A 17,286-nucleotide genomic window follows, 5' to 3' on the forward strand; every position below is an offset into this window, starting at 1 on the left:
CTTCATGAACTTTTCATATTTATTAGTATTTCTAATCTTTTCATTAGTAAGATTATCTTTACTTATAAGTCTAGACCGACTATACTTAATTTGTCAATATCCCATAGGGAATTATATACATTACAGGAGGCTACAATGGCTATACAACGATTATTCGTAACAAAACGAGAATCTTTCAACCTAGAAGCGCAACGCATGTTACAAACCTTACAACAGGAATTATCTATGCCTGCTACAGATGTGACTATCTATGAGCGATACGACATCGAAAATTTAGATGCAAAAGATCTAGAGTCTGCTAAAAATTTAATTTTTTCTGAACCTCCTGTAGATACTGTATTAGAAGAAATTCCAAGTGTACAAGGCTTTGTATTTGCTGTTGAATATGTGCCAGGTCAATACGATCAACGTGCTGATAGCGCAGAGCAATGTATTTCTATGCTCACACTTACATCCGGCCACATCGTGCGTTGTGCTCGCGTATATGCTATCGAAGGCACCTTTACAAAAGAACAAGAAAATGTCATTAAGGCCTACTACATTAACCCTGTTGATTCCCGCGAAGCGAGCCTTGACGTACCAAATACCTTAGCTCTCGATTTAGAAGATCCAAAACCGGTAGCAACAATCGATGGCTTTACTACGATGAGCAATGATGATTTAGAAGCTCTCATCAAGAACTACGGTCTTGCTATGACATTAGCAGACCTTCAAATGATTAGACAACAATACGCAGAGGTGGAACACCGCGATCCTACGATTACAGAAATTCGCCTCTTCGATACATATTGGTCTGACCATTGCCGTCACACTACCTTTATGACCGAGTTAACAGATATTACCATTGAAGACAGCCGCTTCACCGGTTCTATAAAGGAAGCCTTCGAAGAATATATGGAAGGCCGTGCTGAGCTCTACACGACTAAGAAAAAAGCTCGCTCCCTCATGGACATGGCTACATTGGCTGTAAAAGAATTACGCCACGCTGGAGGACTTACAAATCTCGATGAATCTGATGAAATCAATGCATGTACAATCATCGTCCCTGTCGATGTAAATGGCAAGACTGAAGAATGGTTGTTACTATTCAAAAACGAAACCCATAACCACCCTACTGAAATCGAACCATTTGGTGGCGCAGCTACCTGCTTAGGCGGTTGTATTCGCGACCCATTGAGCGGTCGCGCTTATGTATACCAAGCTATGCGCATCACAGGCTCTGGCGATCCACATACAAAACTTGAAGATACATTGGAAGGCAAATTACCACAAAGAAAGATCACCCAAGAAGCAGCTCGTGGTTACTCCTCTTACGGCAACCAAATCGGCCTTGCTACAGGTGAAGTAAAAGAATATTACCATCCTGGCTACGTAGCAAAGCGCATGGAAATCGGCGCAGTTATCGGTGCTGCACCTCGCAACCAAGTTCGCCGTGAGGTACCAGTTGCAGGCGATGTGGTAGTATTGCTAGGTGGTAAAACTGGCCGTGATGGCTGTGGTGGCGCTACAGGTTCCTCTAAAGAACATACCGTTGAATCTCTCTCCACATGCGGTGCAGAAGTCCAAAAAGGCAATGCTCTTACAGAGCGCAAAATCCAACGCTTATTCCGTCGTGGCGAAGTAACGACACTTATCAAACGTTGTAATGACTTCGGTGCAGGTGGTGTATCTGTTGCTATCGGTGAACTAACTGATGGTGTATCAATCAATCTCGACTTAGTCCCTAAAAAATATGCTGGCCTCGATGGTATAGAGTTAGCCATCTCTGAATCCCAAGAGCGCATGGCCTGTGTCATCGATGCTTCTGATGTAGAGGCATTCAAAGCATACTGCGACGAAGAAAACTTGGAGTGTACAGTTGTGGCAGAGGTAACTGATACAAATCGCCTTGTTATGAACTGGAATGGCGAAGCAATTGTAGATATTAGCCGCGACTTTTTAAATACAAATGGTGCTAGTCAACAACAAGAAGCTATCGTAAAAGCACCTACAGATCGATCCTACTTCTTACGTGGTTCAGCTAGTGCAGATAACTTCAAGGAAAAATGGATCGCAGCCGTATCCGATTTAAATGCAGCATCCCAACAAGGCTTAGCAGAACGCTTTGACAGCACTGTGGGCGCCAATACAGTCCTCATGCCATTCGGTGGCAAATTCCAAAAAACGCCTACCCAAGGCATGGTTGCTAAATTACCGGTTCTAAACGGTGAAACTACAACGGCTAGTATTATGACTCATGGTTTTGTGCCTGAGTTATCTGCATGGAGCCCTTATCATGGTGCGCAATATGCAGTACTTTTATCTGTAGCAAAATTAGTAGCTCTTGGCGGTCGCCGAGAAGACGCATACTTAACATTACAAGAATATTTTGAACGCCTCAACTCTAAAGAATCTTGGGGTAAGCCAGTAGCAGCTTTACTTGGTGCTTATAAAGCACAAAAAGAACTTGAAATCGGCGCTATCGGCGGCAAGGACTCTATGAGCGGTACATTTATGGATCTTACCGTTCCCCCTACCCTCGTATCCTTTGCAGTTGGTACAGCTCATGTAGATAATATCGTGAGCCAAGACCTTAAAGGCGTAGATCACCGCCTCGTATTCTTCGATGTACCTCGTACATACGATGACACCCCTGATTGGGATCGATTCAAAGAAAACTGCGATACACTACAAGAACAAATTGAAAAAGGTCGCGTTTACTCTGCCTATGTAGTTGATCAAGGCGGCATTCCTGAAGCAGTCACAAAAATGGCCCTTGGCAACAATATTGGTGTTAAATTCGATAAATACGCTGAACGTGGTATCTTCCAACCAGCCCTTGGTTCCTTCATCGTTGAAGTAGATATTACGGCTGTTAATTATCTTTTAGAATTACCTGATGTGAAAGTTATCGGCGTAACCCAAGCCACACCTGTTATCGAATGGGAAGGTCAATCCGTATCACTCAAAGAAGTACAAGCGGCCTATGAAGCACCTCTAAACGATATCTTCCCAATGTACGCATCAAACGGCTTTGGTGAAGCAGTCGCTTACATTCATGATCAACACGCTAAGCCTCGTAGCACATCCTTAGGTGCAAAACCAAAAGTTCTCATCCCAGTATTTCCTGGTACAAACTGCGAATTTGACTCTGCTCGTGCCTTTGAACGAGCTGGTGCAGAAACAGATATCGTGCTCATTCGCAACCAAACTCCAGAACAATTAAAAGAATCTATCGACGTAATCAAAGCTAAATTAGCAGAGTCTCAAATTCTTATGTTCCCAGGAGGTTTCAGTGCTGGTGATGAGCCAGATGGTTCTGGTAAATTCATAGCCACCCTCTTCCGCAACCCATACCTTGCAGAAGGTTTAGAAAACCTCTTGTATAAACAAGATGGCCTTGTATTAGGTATTTGTAACGGCTTCCAAGCGCTCATCAAGTTAGGCTTGTTACCTGGTGGACATATTGAAACGTTAACTGCAGATCATCCTACATTGACATACAATACTATTGGTCGTCACTTATCTCGCATGGTTAATACGAAAGTTATTTCCACAAAGTCCCCTTGGATGAGTGATGCTAAAGCTGGAGAAATTTACACGGTACCAATTTCTCACGGCGAAGGTCGCTTTATAGCGTCTCCTCAACAAGTGTTGGAGTTCAATAAAACTGGCCAAATCGCTACACAATATGTAGACTTTGATGGTATCGCCTCCATGGATAGTCACTTCAATCCTAACCAATCTGTAGCTGCTATCGAAGGTATTTATAGCCCTGATGGTCGCGTATTCGGCAAAATGGCACACTCCGAACGCTGTGGTGCAGGCATCAGCAAAAATATTCCTGGCCAATTAGAAATGCCAATCTTTACATCTGGTGTAAAATACTTCAAATAATTGGTCACTATGAACTTTCATGTGAAAGCCTACTTCTTCAAGTAGGCTTTTTCAATATTGATTTTTTTCGAAAATATTAGTATTATAAATTGATACTATATTTACAGACATGAGTTCTCATGTAAAGCTATACATACCTAGTGTGGGTTAAGAAAGGATTTTATTATGCATTGTGCTCAGAAAATGACTCATAATATCTACTGGATTGGTAGTAATGACTGGACAACAGAACGTTTCGAAAACTTATTCCCTATTCCAAATGGTGTTAGCTATAACAGCTATTTCATCGACGATGAAAAGACTTGTGTGGTAGACTCCGTAGATGCTGAAATTCGCGAAGAGTACTTCGACAACTTGACTCACCTCTTAAATGGTCGTGAACTTGATTACATCGTCGTAAACCATATGGAGCCTGATCATTGCCAAACATTATTGGAAACATTGGAACGGTATCCAAATTGTAAAATGGTAGGTAATGTTACAACATTCCGCATGTTTGAGCAATTCTATAACACTCCAAAACCAGAACAATACCATCAAATTAAAGAAGGCGATGAAATCTGTTTAGGTAAACATACTTTGGTTTCTTACACTATGCCTATGGTTCACTGGCCTGAAGTAACTTGTACATACGAAAAATCTACAGGCACATTGTTCTCTGCAGATGCTTTTGGTACATTCGGTACAGTTAATGGTAATATCTTTGCTGATCAAACCGATTTCGTAGCTACATACGAAGAAGAAGCTCGCCGTTACTATACAAATATCGTTGGTAAATACGGACCGCAAGTACAAAATGCACTTCGCAAAATTTCTAGCCTTGATATCAAACGCATTGCTCCACTTCATGGTCCAATCTGGCGCACCCCTGAATCTATCCAATATATCACGCACAAATACTTACATTGGTCCAGCTATACAGCCGAGCAAAAAGGTGTTGTCATCGCTTTTGGTTCCATGTATGGCAATACTCGTGCTATTGCTCAACAATTGGCTAAACAACTCTCCAAACGTGGCGTTACAGATATCAAAATTTACGATGTTTCCAAAACTAATGCTTCCTACATCATCTCCGATGCTTGGAAATATACTAACTTGGTAACTATCGCACCTACATATAACTTGAATCTATACCTTACTATGGAAAACTTTATCCATGAATTAAAAGCCCTTAACTTCCAAAACCATAAGGTATCCATCATCGGTAACCACTCTTGGGCTTCCGCTGCGATGAAAACAATGGTTTCCCATTTCGAAAATGACTTCAAAGACATTGAAATCGTTTCCGAACCACTAGATATCAAATCCTCTTTGAAAGAAGAAGATCTTCCATTAATTGAAAAAATGGCAGACGATATCAAAGCATCCATTGAAGCTGCTGAAATTAAAGACGTATTCTAATACCTAATACAAGAGCCGCCTATTTAGGCGGCTTTTTTCTTTTTATATACTAGATTTTATACGCCTAAAACCAGGCTATGTTTTTTGGTTTATATCCATTTATTGAGATCAAATACTATATTTTAAAAGCCTTGTAAATATGCAATAATTCTACTATTTTTTTGCTTGACATAAATCTAACTTTTTCATATACTATACAAGTACCTGTTACACAACAGAATACATGGAGAGGTGTCCGAGCGGCTGAAGGAGCATGATTGGAAATCATGTGTGCGGTTATCCCGTACCCAGGGTTCAAATCCCTGTCTCTCCGCCATAGTAAAAGCAGTGCTTTCGCACTGCTTTTTTATTTGCATATAAAGAAAAAGCTATTCGAATTATACTCGAATAGCTTTTTGTATGTCACACTATATTAGTTGTGAATTTTCTTTGCAATATCACCGATAATTTCAGGTGTCGTTCTACAACAGCCACCAATGATTTCAGCTCCAGCTTTTCGCCATACCTCAACGTAGTCTACAAATGATGCAGCATCGCCATACCAAGTTTTAGTTTTACTATCATAGCTTTCACCAAGATTAGGATATACAGCAATTGGTTTATCTGTAACGGTACGGATATCTTTTATCAATGATTCTACATATTCCGGTTTAGTACAATTAATGCCAATCCCCGTAATAGGATGTACCTTATCGATCATTTGTGCACATTTAATAATGGTTTCGCCACTAGAAACATGGTGCCCATCTTTACAGGAAAAAGCAATCCATCCGGGAATACCTTTTGATGTAAATGGATCAGACATAGCTCTCGCAATAGCAATCGCTTCAGCATAAGACGGTATAGTTTCAAAGGATAATATGTCTGGATGTTCTTCGCAGAATAATGCTAGCCGTGGAATATGGAATATCTCTAGATATTCTGTTTGCACATCAGGATAACCACGGTATTCAGAGCCATCAGCCAAGAAAGCGCCATAAGGTCCTACAGAGGCTGCCACCAACGGTTTAGGTAAAGCATCTTCAGAAAAATATCTAACCCCCTCAGGAGTCTCTTCACCGAGCTTAATACCATGCAATGTAAGCGCCCCACTCGCCTTTGCTTCTAAAAACTCATTACGAGCTTGCACGGCTAAACGAACAGATAGTTTAACGAGCTCTATCGCTTCTTCCGTTCCATAACCTAAACCTTTAAAGCCTGCTACTGTCGCTTGATAGCCAGAGCTTTGAATGATATCGGCACCCGCAGCTAAATAAGAAATATGTATTTTCTTAATGATATCTGGCTGATCCATGAGAACCTTAGCAGACCACAACTTATGTTGAATATCACAGCCATAACGCTCTAATTCGGTCCCTAAAGCCCCATCTAAGACGAGGGCGCCCTTTTCCTTAATAATATCTAAAAATGCACTTCGTTTAGCCATCATACCACCCATTCTATACATACCTCTTATAACACGAGGCTTACCTAGCATATTATATCAAATAATACATTCTGGTACTATCTACAAACTATCTTAATACCTCTGCTGGAGGCTCCTTACCAAACCATTTCTTATAAATTTCTGCATATTTACCGTTTGCTTTGATCTTAGCCAAACCATCATTGATTTTGTTAAGCAATTCTGTATTGCCTTTTTTCACAGCAATACCTAGTGGTGCCGCATCATAGTCCTCTCCAGTAACCTTTGCGATACCTTTGCCCTTACCATTAACATAATATTCGTTTACTGGTGTATCATTGATAACTACATCGACGCCTTTATTTTGCAATTCTAAGAACGCATCGACAATTATATTGAACTGATGTACATCGGCATTGGGAATCTTGCTAGCAATCTCTGCACCAGTAGAGCCGATGGATACACCAATGCGTTTACCTTCTAGATCCTTAAAGCTATTAATATTGGTGTTATCTATGTTCACAACGAGACCATTACCTGCAATATAGTACGGTTTACTAAAATCAACGGATTTTGCTCGTTCTTCAGAAATAGTCATATCCGAAATAGCGATGTCGATGGTATTACTTTGTAATGCTGGTAAAAGCGCATCAAAGTTTAGATTTTGAATATCTGCTTCTATACCCTCTTCATTTGCAATCGCATTGATAATATCAATATCAAATCCAGCTAATTTACCACTATCTTTGTCTTTAAAACCAAATGGTGCATAGGTCGCATCAGTACCTACGCGCCATGCCTTCTGACTATTCCCCTCCTGACCACAGCCTGCGATTAATAAACTACTAGCAATGGTGAAAGCCCCTAATAGAGCTGCTATTTTCTTAAATTTCATATTATTATCCTTACTTCTCTCTGTTCTATCTAGAAACAGAGTTCTTCTTAATCAACTAATATATCTATACTTACACTTATGAGCATAATAAAAATAATACCTCTAAAGGTATTATAGTTTTATGATAACATTCGATATAGTACGGGTCAATAAATCCAACTATACCAATAGGTATTGAATTGATATAGTTTTTAGCTATATCGAAAATAACATTCCTAAGTATATAAAAAGACCGCCTTTACCAAGCATAGATGAAACTTGATAAAGGCGGTCATCTCCAAAATGGAGGATTCCTGGTTATTTATAGAATAAATAAGCTATTCAATTCATTTAGGATATATAGTATGTAATTTATTTAGCATGTTTAGCTTTTATATACATAGCTACCTTGTACAAGAACGTACAGAGTAATAAATACATTACGATACTGAGATATGTCGCTTCAGGTGTTTCTACCCAAGCTTGAGCAAATACATCAACACCTGCAATGCGAAGTACCGCACTGAACAAGGATCCAATAGCACCACCGGCTACGAGACCAGAGGCAATTGTACTACCTTTGGAGAAGCGAAGATCTGCCAATTCTTTGTCTTTTGTACTATTTTGTACAAGATACGCAATCAAACCTCCGATAAGTAATGGTGTATTAATTTCCATTGGCAAGTATGTGCCCAAGGCAAATGCCAACGGTGGAACTCTTACCATCCACAAGATGATTGCAAATAATGCGCCAGCCATGTATAGAGGCCATTGAGCACTACCACCAGTCATCATTGGCTCAATGATGGCAGCCATAGCGTTCGCTTGAGGTGCATTTAATGCATGATCTCCTACAAATCCATAAGCATCGTTTAAAAGAATCATAACACCTACAGAAAGTACGGCACAAAGAATAGTACCAACGATTTGCCATTGTTCCATTTTCTTAGGTGTAGCACCTGTCATATGTGCCACCTTAAGTTCAGACATAAAGTTACCAGCCATCCCAATAGTAGTACCAATAAAGGATGCCATCATGAGGACTGCAATCATACCGACCTTACCAGTCATACCTGCTGCGGTTAAGCATACAGCGGAGATGATAATCATAAAGATTGTCATACCTGAAACTGGTTCTGTACCTGTATAAGCGATGGAGCTAATCCCCACTACAGACAATAGGAAGGACATAATAAGAACGATTAAGAACGCTACAATTGTTTGTCCGAAGCTTTCAGCATACATAAAATGGAAATATGCTGCAAATAAAACTGTACATAACAAGATGCCAGCACCAATCCAAGATGTAGGTACGTCACGTTGTGTACGAAGCAAATTAACATCTACAGTTTTAGAACTAAAGATGTCAAGCACTGCATTTTTAACAACATTTGCTACCACTTTAGACATTGTAATTAAACCAATAATGCCTGCCATAGCGAGCATGCCGATACCAATATGACGAACATAATCAAGGAATACCTTGCGAATTGGGGCCTCCCCTAATGGAACTGCATGGCCGCCAATTTGCATGATATGTTCAGGCGCTAAATAGTACACAATCGGAATACATACAAACCAAGAGAAGAAGGAACCGGCTGCAATGATAGCCGCATAGCGAAGGCCCGTGAAATAACCAAGGCCAAGCAATGCTGCATCAGTATCTACCGCTGCGGTTAGCTTAGTTTGATCTGCAAGGGCTGCCCCCCACTTAAAGGTAGCAGTGCGAATAACCTCTTGCCACCACCCCAAACTATTAAGAATAAAGTCATACACAAGAGCAATTAAACCAGAGCCAAGCATAAGTTTTGCTTTGCTCCCTTCATTACTCATCAATACTTCCGCTGCAGCACGACCACTTGGGAACGGATACACATAGTGCATTTCCTCAACGAAATAGCGACGGAACATAACGCATAATAAAACACCTAAAACGCCGCCAAGAATGATAGGAATCGCCATTTGTACAAAGGATACATCTGTTACATTCCAGATATAAAGAGCTGGCAAGAAGAACATAGCCCCTGCTAATGTGTTCGTACTAGAACTAGCGATAGCTTGAATGTGTACCGTTTCGGCAAAAGCATTTTGCCGCTTTAAAATAACTGCTGTACCCATAGCAAGTACAGATACTGGTGCAAAGGCATCTACTGTTTGACCGATTTTCAAACATAAATAGCCAACAGCCAGTGTGAAAACTGCCGCATAGAACAAGCCCCAGAATACTACATATGAATTAATCTCTACGTAATCTTTCTTAGGATCTAACACCGGTTCTATGGGTGGAATGGAACGAACCTCGTCCGACATAGTAAAACCTCCTCACAGAAAAAGTACAAACGTATAACTATTCACCTTTATACTAACACGGTACTACACATGGTTCAATGGTTTTCTATGCACTATGCGAATAAAACAATACACCCCCTATAAATAATTATTTTGCATTTTTGGCGTCCCTGTTCTACAATGAAAGTATATTAAGAATCTCTATTATGTAACGGTATCGTATACTGCCCTGTATAACACGTATGTTTACTTACGAGGAGGCTCATTATGGAATCAATGGTCGAACGTTTTGTACGCTATACGAGCATAAATACACGGTCTAATGAGGAAAGTACAACCATTCCTAGTACTCAAACTCAAGTAGACTTTGCTACGAATGTGCTCGTTCCCGATTTAAAGGCAATAGGTTTAGATGAGGTTATTTATAATCGTGAAAATGGTTTTGTCATCGGCACATTACATGCTAACACTGATGAGAAAGCTCCTTCCATCGGCTTCATTGCCCATATGGATACAGCTGATTATAATGCAGAAAATATTAAACCTCGTATCGTAGAAAACTATGATGGTAGTGATATTTGCCTCAACGAAGAACACCAAATCTTCACCCGACGTGCCGACTTTCCAAATCTAAAAAATTACATTGGCAAATCTTTAGTCGTAACTGACGGTTTAACACTCCTCGGTGGTGACGACAAGGCTGGAATCTGTGAAATCATGGAAGCTCTCACCTACCTCGTAGCTCATCCAGAAATCAAACATGGTAAAATCATGTGTGCTTTCGGTCCAGACGAAGAAATTGGTACTGGTGCGGACCACTTCGATGTTAAACAATTTCCTGTAGACTATGCTTACACTATCGATGGTGAAAGTCTAGGCCAACTTGAATACGAAACCTTTAATGCAGCTGGCGGTACCGTTACCCTAAAAGGTGTTTCTGTTCACACCGGCACAGCCAAGGGCATTATGATCAACTGTGCTAAACTAGCTATGCAATTTGACGCTTTATTGCCAGGAGCAGCTGTTCCTGAACACACCTGTGGTCGCCAAGGTTTCTTTATGCTCATGAGCATGGAAACACAAGTAGATACCGGTAAAATGAACTACATTATCCGCGACCATGACAAGGAACTGTTCGAAGCAAAAAAAGCATTCTTCTTACAAGCAGGTCAAACATTGAACGAAATATATGGTCGTGAAGTATGTGAAGTATCTGTAAAAGACCAATACTACAACATGTACGATGTCATCAAAGATAATATGGAATGTGTAAATGTAGCCAAAGCAGCTATGGAAAAAGCTGGGATTACACCTATTTGTGATCCTATTCGCGGTGGCACAGATGGATCTAAAATCTCCTTCATGGGCATTCCTACACCAAATATTTTTACAGGCGTAGAAAACCTACATGGTCGTCATGAATTTGCATGTATCGATGATATGAAAAAAGCGGTTGAAGTTATCGTTAATATTGTAAATATTGAAAAATAATAGCATTAGCAAAGCAGTAGTAGATAACAAAAAGGACTATACGAGCCTAGGCTCGTATAGTCCTTTTAATTTACATATTACGCAAGCTTATTATTACGCTTACGATTTCTAATTTCTTCCTCTTCAGCGCGAGCTTTTAAAGAAAGATCTCTTTCAGTCCCCACATAACGACCATATAATAAATAATAAGCAACTAATGCAAGGAGCGCCACAACAACGGTTACATGGAACATACTAGTATAACCTACAACCTCTTTAACAGCGCCTAAAATATAGGGGCCAAAGCCTAGCCCCATGTCCAAGGCAATGAAGTATGTGGATGTGGCAACACCAATACGATGAACAGGTACTATTTTAACAGTAACAGCTTGTCCGTTGGACATAAATGTACCATATCCAAGGCCAACAAACACAGCCGATAAAAGCACAAGCCATGTAGAGTGAGCGATGGATAATAAGAAAATACCAAGTGCTAAGGATACAAAACAAGGATAAAGAACAAAGTTTTCCCCTTTCATATCAAACACAATGCCAAGCAATGGTCTTGTTATAGTAATAACTACAGCATATACAACAAAGAAGAAGGTACCTGCCATAATAAGATCTAGGTCTTTTGTGTAGGCTGCCATAAAGCCAATAACACCAGAGTATGCAAAGCCGACTAGAATGGAAACAAGACTGATTGAATTCATCCGTGGTTCAATGTAGTCCGAGATTCTAATGCCCTTATGTGCTTCAGATTCGATACCAAGTTTAGGTTCATTAAATTTCATGATGACAGAGCCAATACCGCAAAGGATGATAAGTGCAACACAGAATGCGATGATAAAATCATAACCAAGACTATGAAGCATCAAGATACCTAAGAATGGTCCTACAGCTGCGGCAAGAGAGGTAGATAAGCCATAATAGTTAATCCCTTCCCCACGGCGTGACGTAGGAATAATAGCAGCTATGATAGTACTTGTAGCAGTAGATGTAATACCATAAGCAAAACCATTTAAGAAACGAACACTATCAAGCATTAGTAAATTAGGTGTGTAGAAATACATAGCCGTTGAAATCAAGTAAATCAATAACCCTAAATAGAGCATCTTGTGACACCCTAAGATACTGATAAACCGTCCTGCCAACAAACGGGCTACAACGGTGCCAATAATATATATACCAACAGCAAGTCCCGCTTGACTAGCCGTAGCATGAAGATTATCTTTTGCTACAACCGCAATAATAACGATTAATAAATAATAAATTAAAAATACTAAGAAATTAATCAAAGTATCAAGGACAAAGGATTTTGTCCACAAGGCCTCCTTAGCCTTATCCATATTATCAACTCCATTTTTTAAATTATTGTCAACCAGTTTGCGACAACGGTTAATTATAAACCTCTCATTTTAAAAAACAAGAATTAAAATATTATATATCTCATCAATTTTATTTATAACAAACTACATACTCACAATAAATATGCATTAATTTCCATTTTAATATCTCATATATTTTTACGATATAAAACACCTTCAATAACGACAGATGAGACCAAAAGACTCAAAGCCAACTATTAAAGGTGCTACTTTAAATATTTATTTTGTTTTTAGACCACAAGCTTTGAAGAAATTCTTGTACGCTTCAGCCTTTTTCGGTAGGCTCAACGGATAAGCACGTGATGTAGATGGCAAACGTGTCAATGTCAATTCCCGACCATTAAATACAAAAGGAATTGTTTCACCAGTTTTAGGTAATTTAACCTTTTCTGGTAAAAGGCTCAATAAAATCTCCGTAGCCTTGCCGCCTGTTGTACCAATATGCTTACAGTCAGGGATTTGCTCCAGTACGTCCGCAAGTGGAACTGGTTCAACGACCTTAAGAAATGCATCAGATGCATTCCCTTTTTCGCGAATAGCTTTCAAAACAGTAGGACAAGATGCAATTCCAGCTTCAGACAAAAAGGCTTTAATCTTCTCAGGATCCATCGCTTTTTCCTCACCATTTCTAAAATGATCCTTTTCATCAAAGAATACGAGGCCAAAAACACGCCACATATCATTTTGGAAATTTGGATAATGGAATTCCATAGCACGTTTTGATTGTTCTGGAGGAAATGTGCCCATCATCATGACTGTTGCCTTCTTTGGTAAGAATGGAGGGAATGGTCTTGTTTCAATTGTTTCTGCCATATAGCATCAACTCCTTTCACATTCTAATATGAACTTAATTTTCAATACAATATATGAGATATATCACACATTATAATCCAATTAGCTCCTAGGTGAAAGCAACTAAAGAACTCATTAAAATATATCAATAGACTTACATTATCTATTATTATTGGCCAATTGGTTGAGAAACTAAGGTATTAATATGATCGAAACCAACTGGTGTCGGAGATACGAGATACAAGCAAATTACGGCAGCCACGGCAAAACCGATTGCTAAATAAGAGAAACTGCCATTACGAGGAAATTCATACATACCAAAGAGGCGTATCCCTATAGCAGCACCAATAGCTGTAATCAAAGACGGTATAGAAAAAATGTTATAAAAACCGAATACTACCATAAGGCCTGCATAGCCACCTACTACAGTAACCATAGGCAACATGCGATCCATTGGATTTGGAATAGATCGCGTAAGTGCAGCTGGATAATATGAAGCCTCTATGCCAAACATGCCTAAGAATATATTAAAACCAGCCCAAATGCTATCCCATACGCTTCTAAAAGCATCTCTATGCTTGCCGGCATACCATGCAAAGTCTGTAATGATTAAAATGGCTAAGCCTACACAGACAAAGTAGAATTCACTAGGAATTTTAGGACCTATATAAGCACCTACAGCTGTTGCAACAGCACTCAAAATCGATGCTACTATTACACGCTGTAAACGAGGTCGTTTATTTTCAGGAATGCGTTTATACACAGTAGCCAATAACTCTAAAACAAAGCAAGCCATAAAAACAGCAATGCCTGCAGCAGGAACAAAGAACGCGCTTACCAAACTCAAAATGAAGGGAATGCACAAGCGCCATTTAGGGAATAAGACAAGATCTTTATAATCTAAACGAATATCTTGTGTTTCCATAGTGAAGTTGTTGTACACCACAAAGAGCAACATAAAGGCGATTACGTCAACCGCAGTTGCACCCCAAATCAATAAAGTTGGTACTACAACCATAGATAAGGCTACCCCAGAAAGTCGAGATAAACCAGCAGCCACTAAGCCCAGTAATAAAAACGGTGTTAAAGCAGATATAATTTCGAGCATAATATTCCTCCCATCATTGTATAAATTTAAGTATATAGTATCTACCACGCTACATCAAGGAGAGATATATTTTTTCATAGCTAGACGCTTTCGCACAGCAGAGGTAGAGCAACCCATCACCTGTGCAATCCTTGCAACTCCATAACCTTGAGCACGGAGTTTTTTAATCTTATTTTCGTCTAGATCAAGAGTATTTGCCCTTATTTCTATACCTTGCTCTCGCAAATAAATTGCCACTGTAGAACCACGTATCCCATAAGCTAGGCCAATGTCATCTGTACTCATGTGATGATGAATATATAAATAAGCCATCTCCTCTACGCGCATAGGCTTTCGAACTTTAGGAAGTAAGCAATTCCCCATATGCCGCAATACATGGTGAACTTTCCATCGCGATATACCATACATACGAGCAATGGCATCTGTACTATTTCCACTTTTATAGGCCCTACATATACGCACTACATCTATAGAGACGTTTTTATTTGATTGCTGACAAACCAATCCATATTCCTTCAAGCGATTCGCCATCGTCGTAATAGACACATCATAACGCTTTGCTAATGAATGGAGCGACCACTTACCGGTCTCATACAAAGCTTGTACATGGACCATATTGATTTCTTTCTTCAGAGGCCTCCGTTCGATATCGTACGCTTTCATACGGCGCATGATGGTATCAACACTACATTGAAAATAATCCGCCACATCGCGAACGCTCCATTGTTTCTCTATATATAATTGCTGCAACAGCTGTTTTGGTATAACACGCACATTTCGATACATAATTTTGCCCTTCCTTATGAACGAACTCCTTCCCCTATTATTGTGAAAGTTTCACTAAGAAAAAACAATAAAAAAGAGGTTCCTAATAGTCACATAGGTGACCAATAGGAACCTCTTTCAATATGTAATTATATGCCCCACATTATGATATGTGACAGTATGGTTGCTATACCACATCAGTGCACAATCCGTTATTATTTATGTTCTAATAAAACCATAATTAGTTTATACGCTTATAAATAGATTGCTTCATTAGCGGTATCTACGTTCAAGAGCTTTAGGTTTACTTAAAATGATCGACCATTTCATGCCCTCTTTTAAAGCATGATTAGATTTACGCCCACGAGTTGAAGTCGCAGCTAGAGCAGTAGGCGCAGTTGTAATACCTACATTTTCAACAAGAACTTGTCCCTCTTTAGCTGCTTTATCTCGTTTAAACTCAGCTAGTCTTTCACTTAAGGTCGGCCCCGTAACAGCTTCTCTATCTAAGCGAGTCTTACTGGTAGTATAACTCGGATTGCTACTGGAACTTTTCATTGATAAGGCTTCAATATCTCGTTGAGTTGCTGCAGCCTCTTCATTGAAATGTATGTTTTCCATAGTTTGCGATGGAGCTTCTGGTTGCTGAGTTACAATCGGTTTATCTTCATAAGAATCCCGATAAAAGTCATCAACCTTAGACAAATCACCCGTAGACGGTTCATCTACCTTGCGTTCTATGGAGATGCCATATTCGCGCTCCATATCTTCCCAAGTTCCGCCACCAGAGCTTTCATACTCATCATATTCTTCAGACTCTTCAGTATTCTTATTTTTTATAATGGAAAAAGCAATGTACGCGATGATACCTAAAACAAAGATTGGATTATGCGAAAAGATGGATAGCACTGAAGACAAAATAGAGTCCATAGCTACTCCTATTCACCATCTGCTAAGTTTTCACGCATTTTAGTGTCTGCAATAATATTGTTCATATTATAGTAATCCATAACACCTAGATTACCGTTTCTGAAAGCTTCTGCCAATGCTTTAGGAACTTCAGCTTGTGCTTCCACAACCTTAGCTTGCATGTCTTGTGTTTTAGCACGCATTTCTTGTTCTGTCGCAACCGCCATTGCACGGCGTTCTTCGGCACGAGCTTGAGCAATTTTCTTATCTGCTTCCGCTTGGTCAGTTTGCAATTGAGCACCGATGTTACGTCCCACATCTACGTCAGCAATATCGATGGACAAGATTTCGAATGCAGTACCCGCATCAAGGCCTTTACCCAATACAGTACGGGAAATGTGATCTGGATTTTCCAATACATCTGTATGTTCTTCAGAGGAACCTACAGTCGTTACGATACCTTCACCTACGCGGGCAATAATTGTGGCTTCACCAGCACCACCAACGAGGCGATCGATATTCGCACGTACAGTAACACGAGCACGAACTTTCAATTCGATACCATTTTTTGCTACCGCAGAAATAATTGGAGTTTCAATCACTTTAGGATTAACGGACATTTGAACCGCTTCCAATACATCACGACCGGCAAGGTCAATAGCTGCAGAACGTTCAAAGGTCAACGGAATGGATGCCCGTTCAGCGGCAATCAAAGCATCTACAACGCGGTCAACGTCACCACCTGCAAGGTAATGCGCTTCCAACTGATTTACATTCACATCAAGCCCCGCTTTATTAGCTTTAATCAACGGCATTACAATTTGAGACGGATTTACGCGACGCAAGCGCATACCTACAAGTGTAAAGATACCAACATTAACGCCCGCTGCTAAAGCAGATACCCAAAGCCCTAATGGCACAACATATAAGAATACCATAATACCAATCAGCAGAATGGGAATCAAAATTAAAATACCTACATCCATAATAACCTCCATAATTTACGACG

At 39.8% G+C, this 17,286-nt stretch carries 12 protein-coding genes and 1 tRNA gene; 4 read left to right on the forward strand and 9 right to left on the reverse strand.

The genetic code is table 11. The features are described from left to right. Positions 1–135: 135 nt before the first annotated feature. From NE668_RS04320 to NE668_RS04330, 3 genes are all read left to right on the forward strand, one after another. On the forward strand, positions 136–3,876 hold the full coding sequence (locus NE668_RS04320) for a phosphoribosylformylglycinamidine synthase (RefSeq protein WP_227037782.1): 3,741 nt from the start codon (positions 136–138) through the stop codon (positions 3,874–3,876). 165 nt (positions 3,877–4,041) lie between these two features. After that, positions 4,042–5,277, forward strand: coding sequence for an FprA family A-type flavoprotein (locus NE668_RS04325; RefSeq protein WP_227037781.1), 1,236 nt, complete (start codon positions 4,042–4,044; stop codon positions 5,275–5,277). A 225-nt stretch (positions 5,278–5,502) separates the two neighbouring features. Further along, positions 5,503–5,593: transfer RNA gene (locus NE668_RS04330), tRNA-Ser, on the forward strand. 96 nt (positions 5,594–5,689) lie between these two features. On the opposite strand, the gene mmuM is transcribed toward NE668_RS04330, so the two are convergent. The 3 genes from mmuM to NE668_RS04345 all read right to left on the reverse strand — a co-directional run bounded on the left by mmuM (position 5,690) and on the right by NE668_RS04345 (position 9,866). Then, the gene (gene mmuM / locus NE668_RS04335) at positions 5,690–6,715 is read right to left on the reverse strand and encodes a homocysteine S-methyltransferase (protein ID WP_306795552.1); all 1,026 of its coding nucleotides are present in this window, start codon (positions 6,713–6,715) and stop codon (positions 5,690–5,692) included. A gap of 76 nt (positions 6,716–6,791) precedes the next feature. Further along, positions 6,792–7,577 carry a basic amino acid ABC transporter substrate-binding protein gene (locus NE668_RS04340; RefSeq protein ID WP_004693747.1) on the reverse strand — a complete coding sequence of 262 codons (786 nt, stop codon included), beginning with the start codon at positions 7,575–7,577 and terminating at the stop codon, positions 6,792–6,794. A gap of 351 nt (positions 7,578–7,928) precedes the next feature. Beyond that, positions 7,929–9,866 carry an OPT family oligopeptide transporter gene (locus tag NE668_RS04345; RefSeq protein WP_004697976.1) on the reverse strand — a complete coding sequence of 646 codons (1,938 nt, stop codon included), beginning with the start codon at positions 9,864–9,866 and terminating at the stop codon, positions 7,929–7,931. A 246-nt stretch (positions 9,867–10,112) separates the two neighbouring features. Between NE668_RS04345 and pepT the strand changes: the two genes are divergently transcribed. Then, the gene (gene pepT / locus NE668_RS04350) at positions 10,113–11,336 is read left to right on the forward strand and encodes a peptidase T (protein ID WP_227037776.1); all 1,224 of its coding nucleotides are present in this window, start codon (positions 10,113–10,115) and stop codon (positions 11,334–11,336) included. A 77-nt stretch (positions 11,337–11,413) separates the two neighbouring features. Here pepT and NE668_RS04355 read toward each other — a convergent pair whose 3' ends face one another. The 6 genes from NE668_RS04355 to floA form a co-directional block, all read right to left on the reverse strand. Continuing rightward, positions 11,414–12,664, reverse strand: coding sequence for an MFS transporter (locus NE668_RS04355; protein ID WP_369522335.1), 1,251 nt, complete (start codon positions 12,662–12,664; stop codon positions 11,414–11,416). Positions 12,665–12,922: 258 nt separating this feature from the next. Beyond that, positions 12,923–13,516 (reverse strand): DNA glycosylase, encoded by a 594-nt coding sequence (locus NE668_RS04360; protein WP_008602839.1) that lies wholly within the window; start codon positions 13,514–13,516, stop codon positions 12,923–12,925. Between the two features lie 148 nt (positions 13,517–13,664). After that, positions 13,665–14,603 (reverse strand): hypothetical protein, encoded by a 939-nt coding sequence (locus NE668_RS04365; RefSeq protein WP_101928949.1) that lies wholly within the window; start codon positions 14,601–14,603, stop codon positions 13,665–13,667. A gap of 54 nt (positions 14,604–14,657) precedes the next feature. Next, entirely contained in the window at positions 14,658–15,389 is a 732-nt protein-coding gene (locus tag NE668_RS04370) for a sortase (RefSeq protein ID WP_101928948.1), read from the reverse strand. Between the two features lie 252 nt (positions 15,390–15,641). Next, on the reverse strand, positions 15,642–16,298 hold the full coding sequence (locus tag NE668_RS04375) for a hypothetical protein (RefSeq protein WP_227037774.1): 657 nt from the start codon (positions 16,296–16,298) through the stop codon (positions 15,642–15,644). An 8-nt stretch (positions 16,299–16,306) separates the two neighbouring features. Next, a complete protein-coding gene (floA, locus tag NE668_RS04380; protein WP_004693762.1) occupies positions 16,307–17,263 on the reverse strand; it encodes a flotillin-like protein FloA in 957 nt (318 codons plus the stop codon). Between the last annotated feature and the right edge of the window lie 23 nt (positions 17,264–17,286).

The organism is Veillonella parvula, from assembly GCF_024461875.1.
GTDB classification, from domain to species: Bacteria; Bacillota; Negativicutes; order Veillonellales; family Veillonellaceae; genus Veillonella; species Veillonella parvula_I.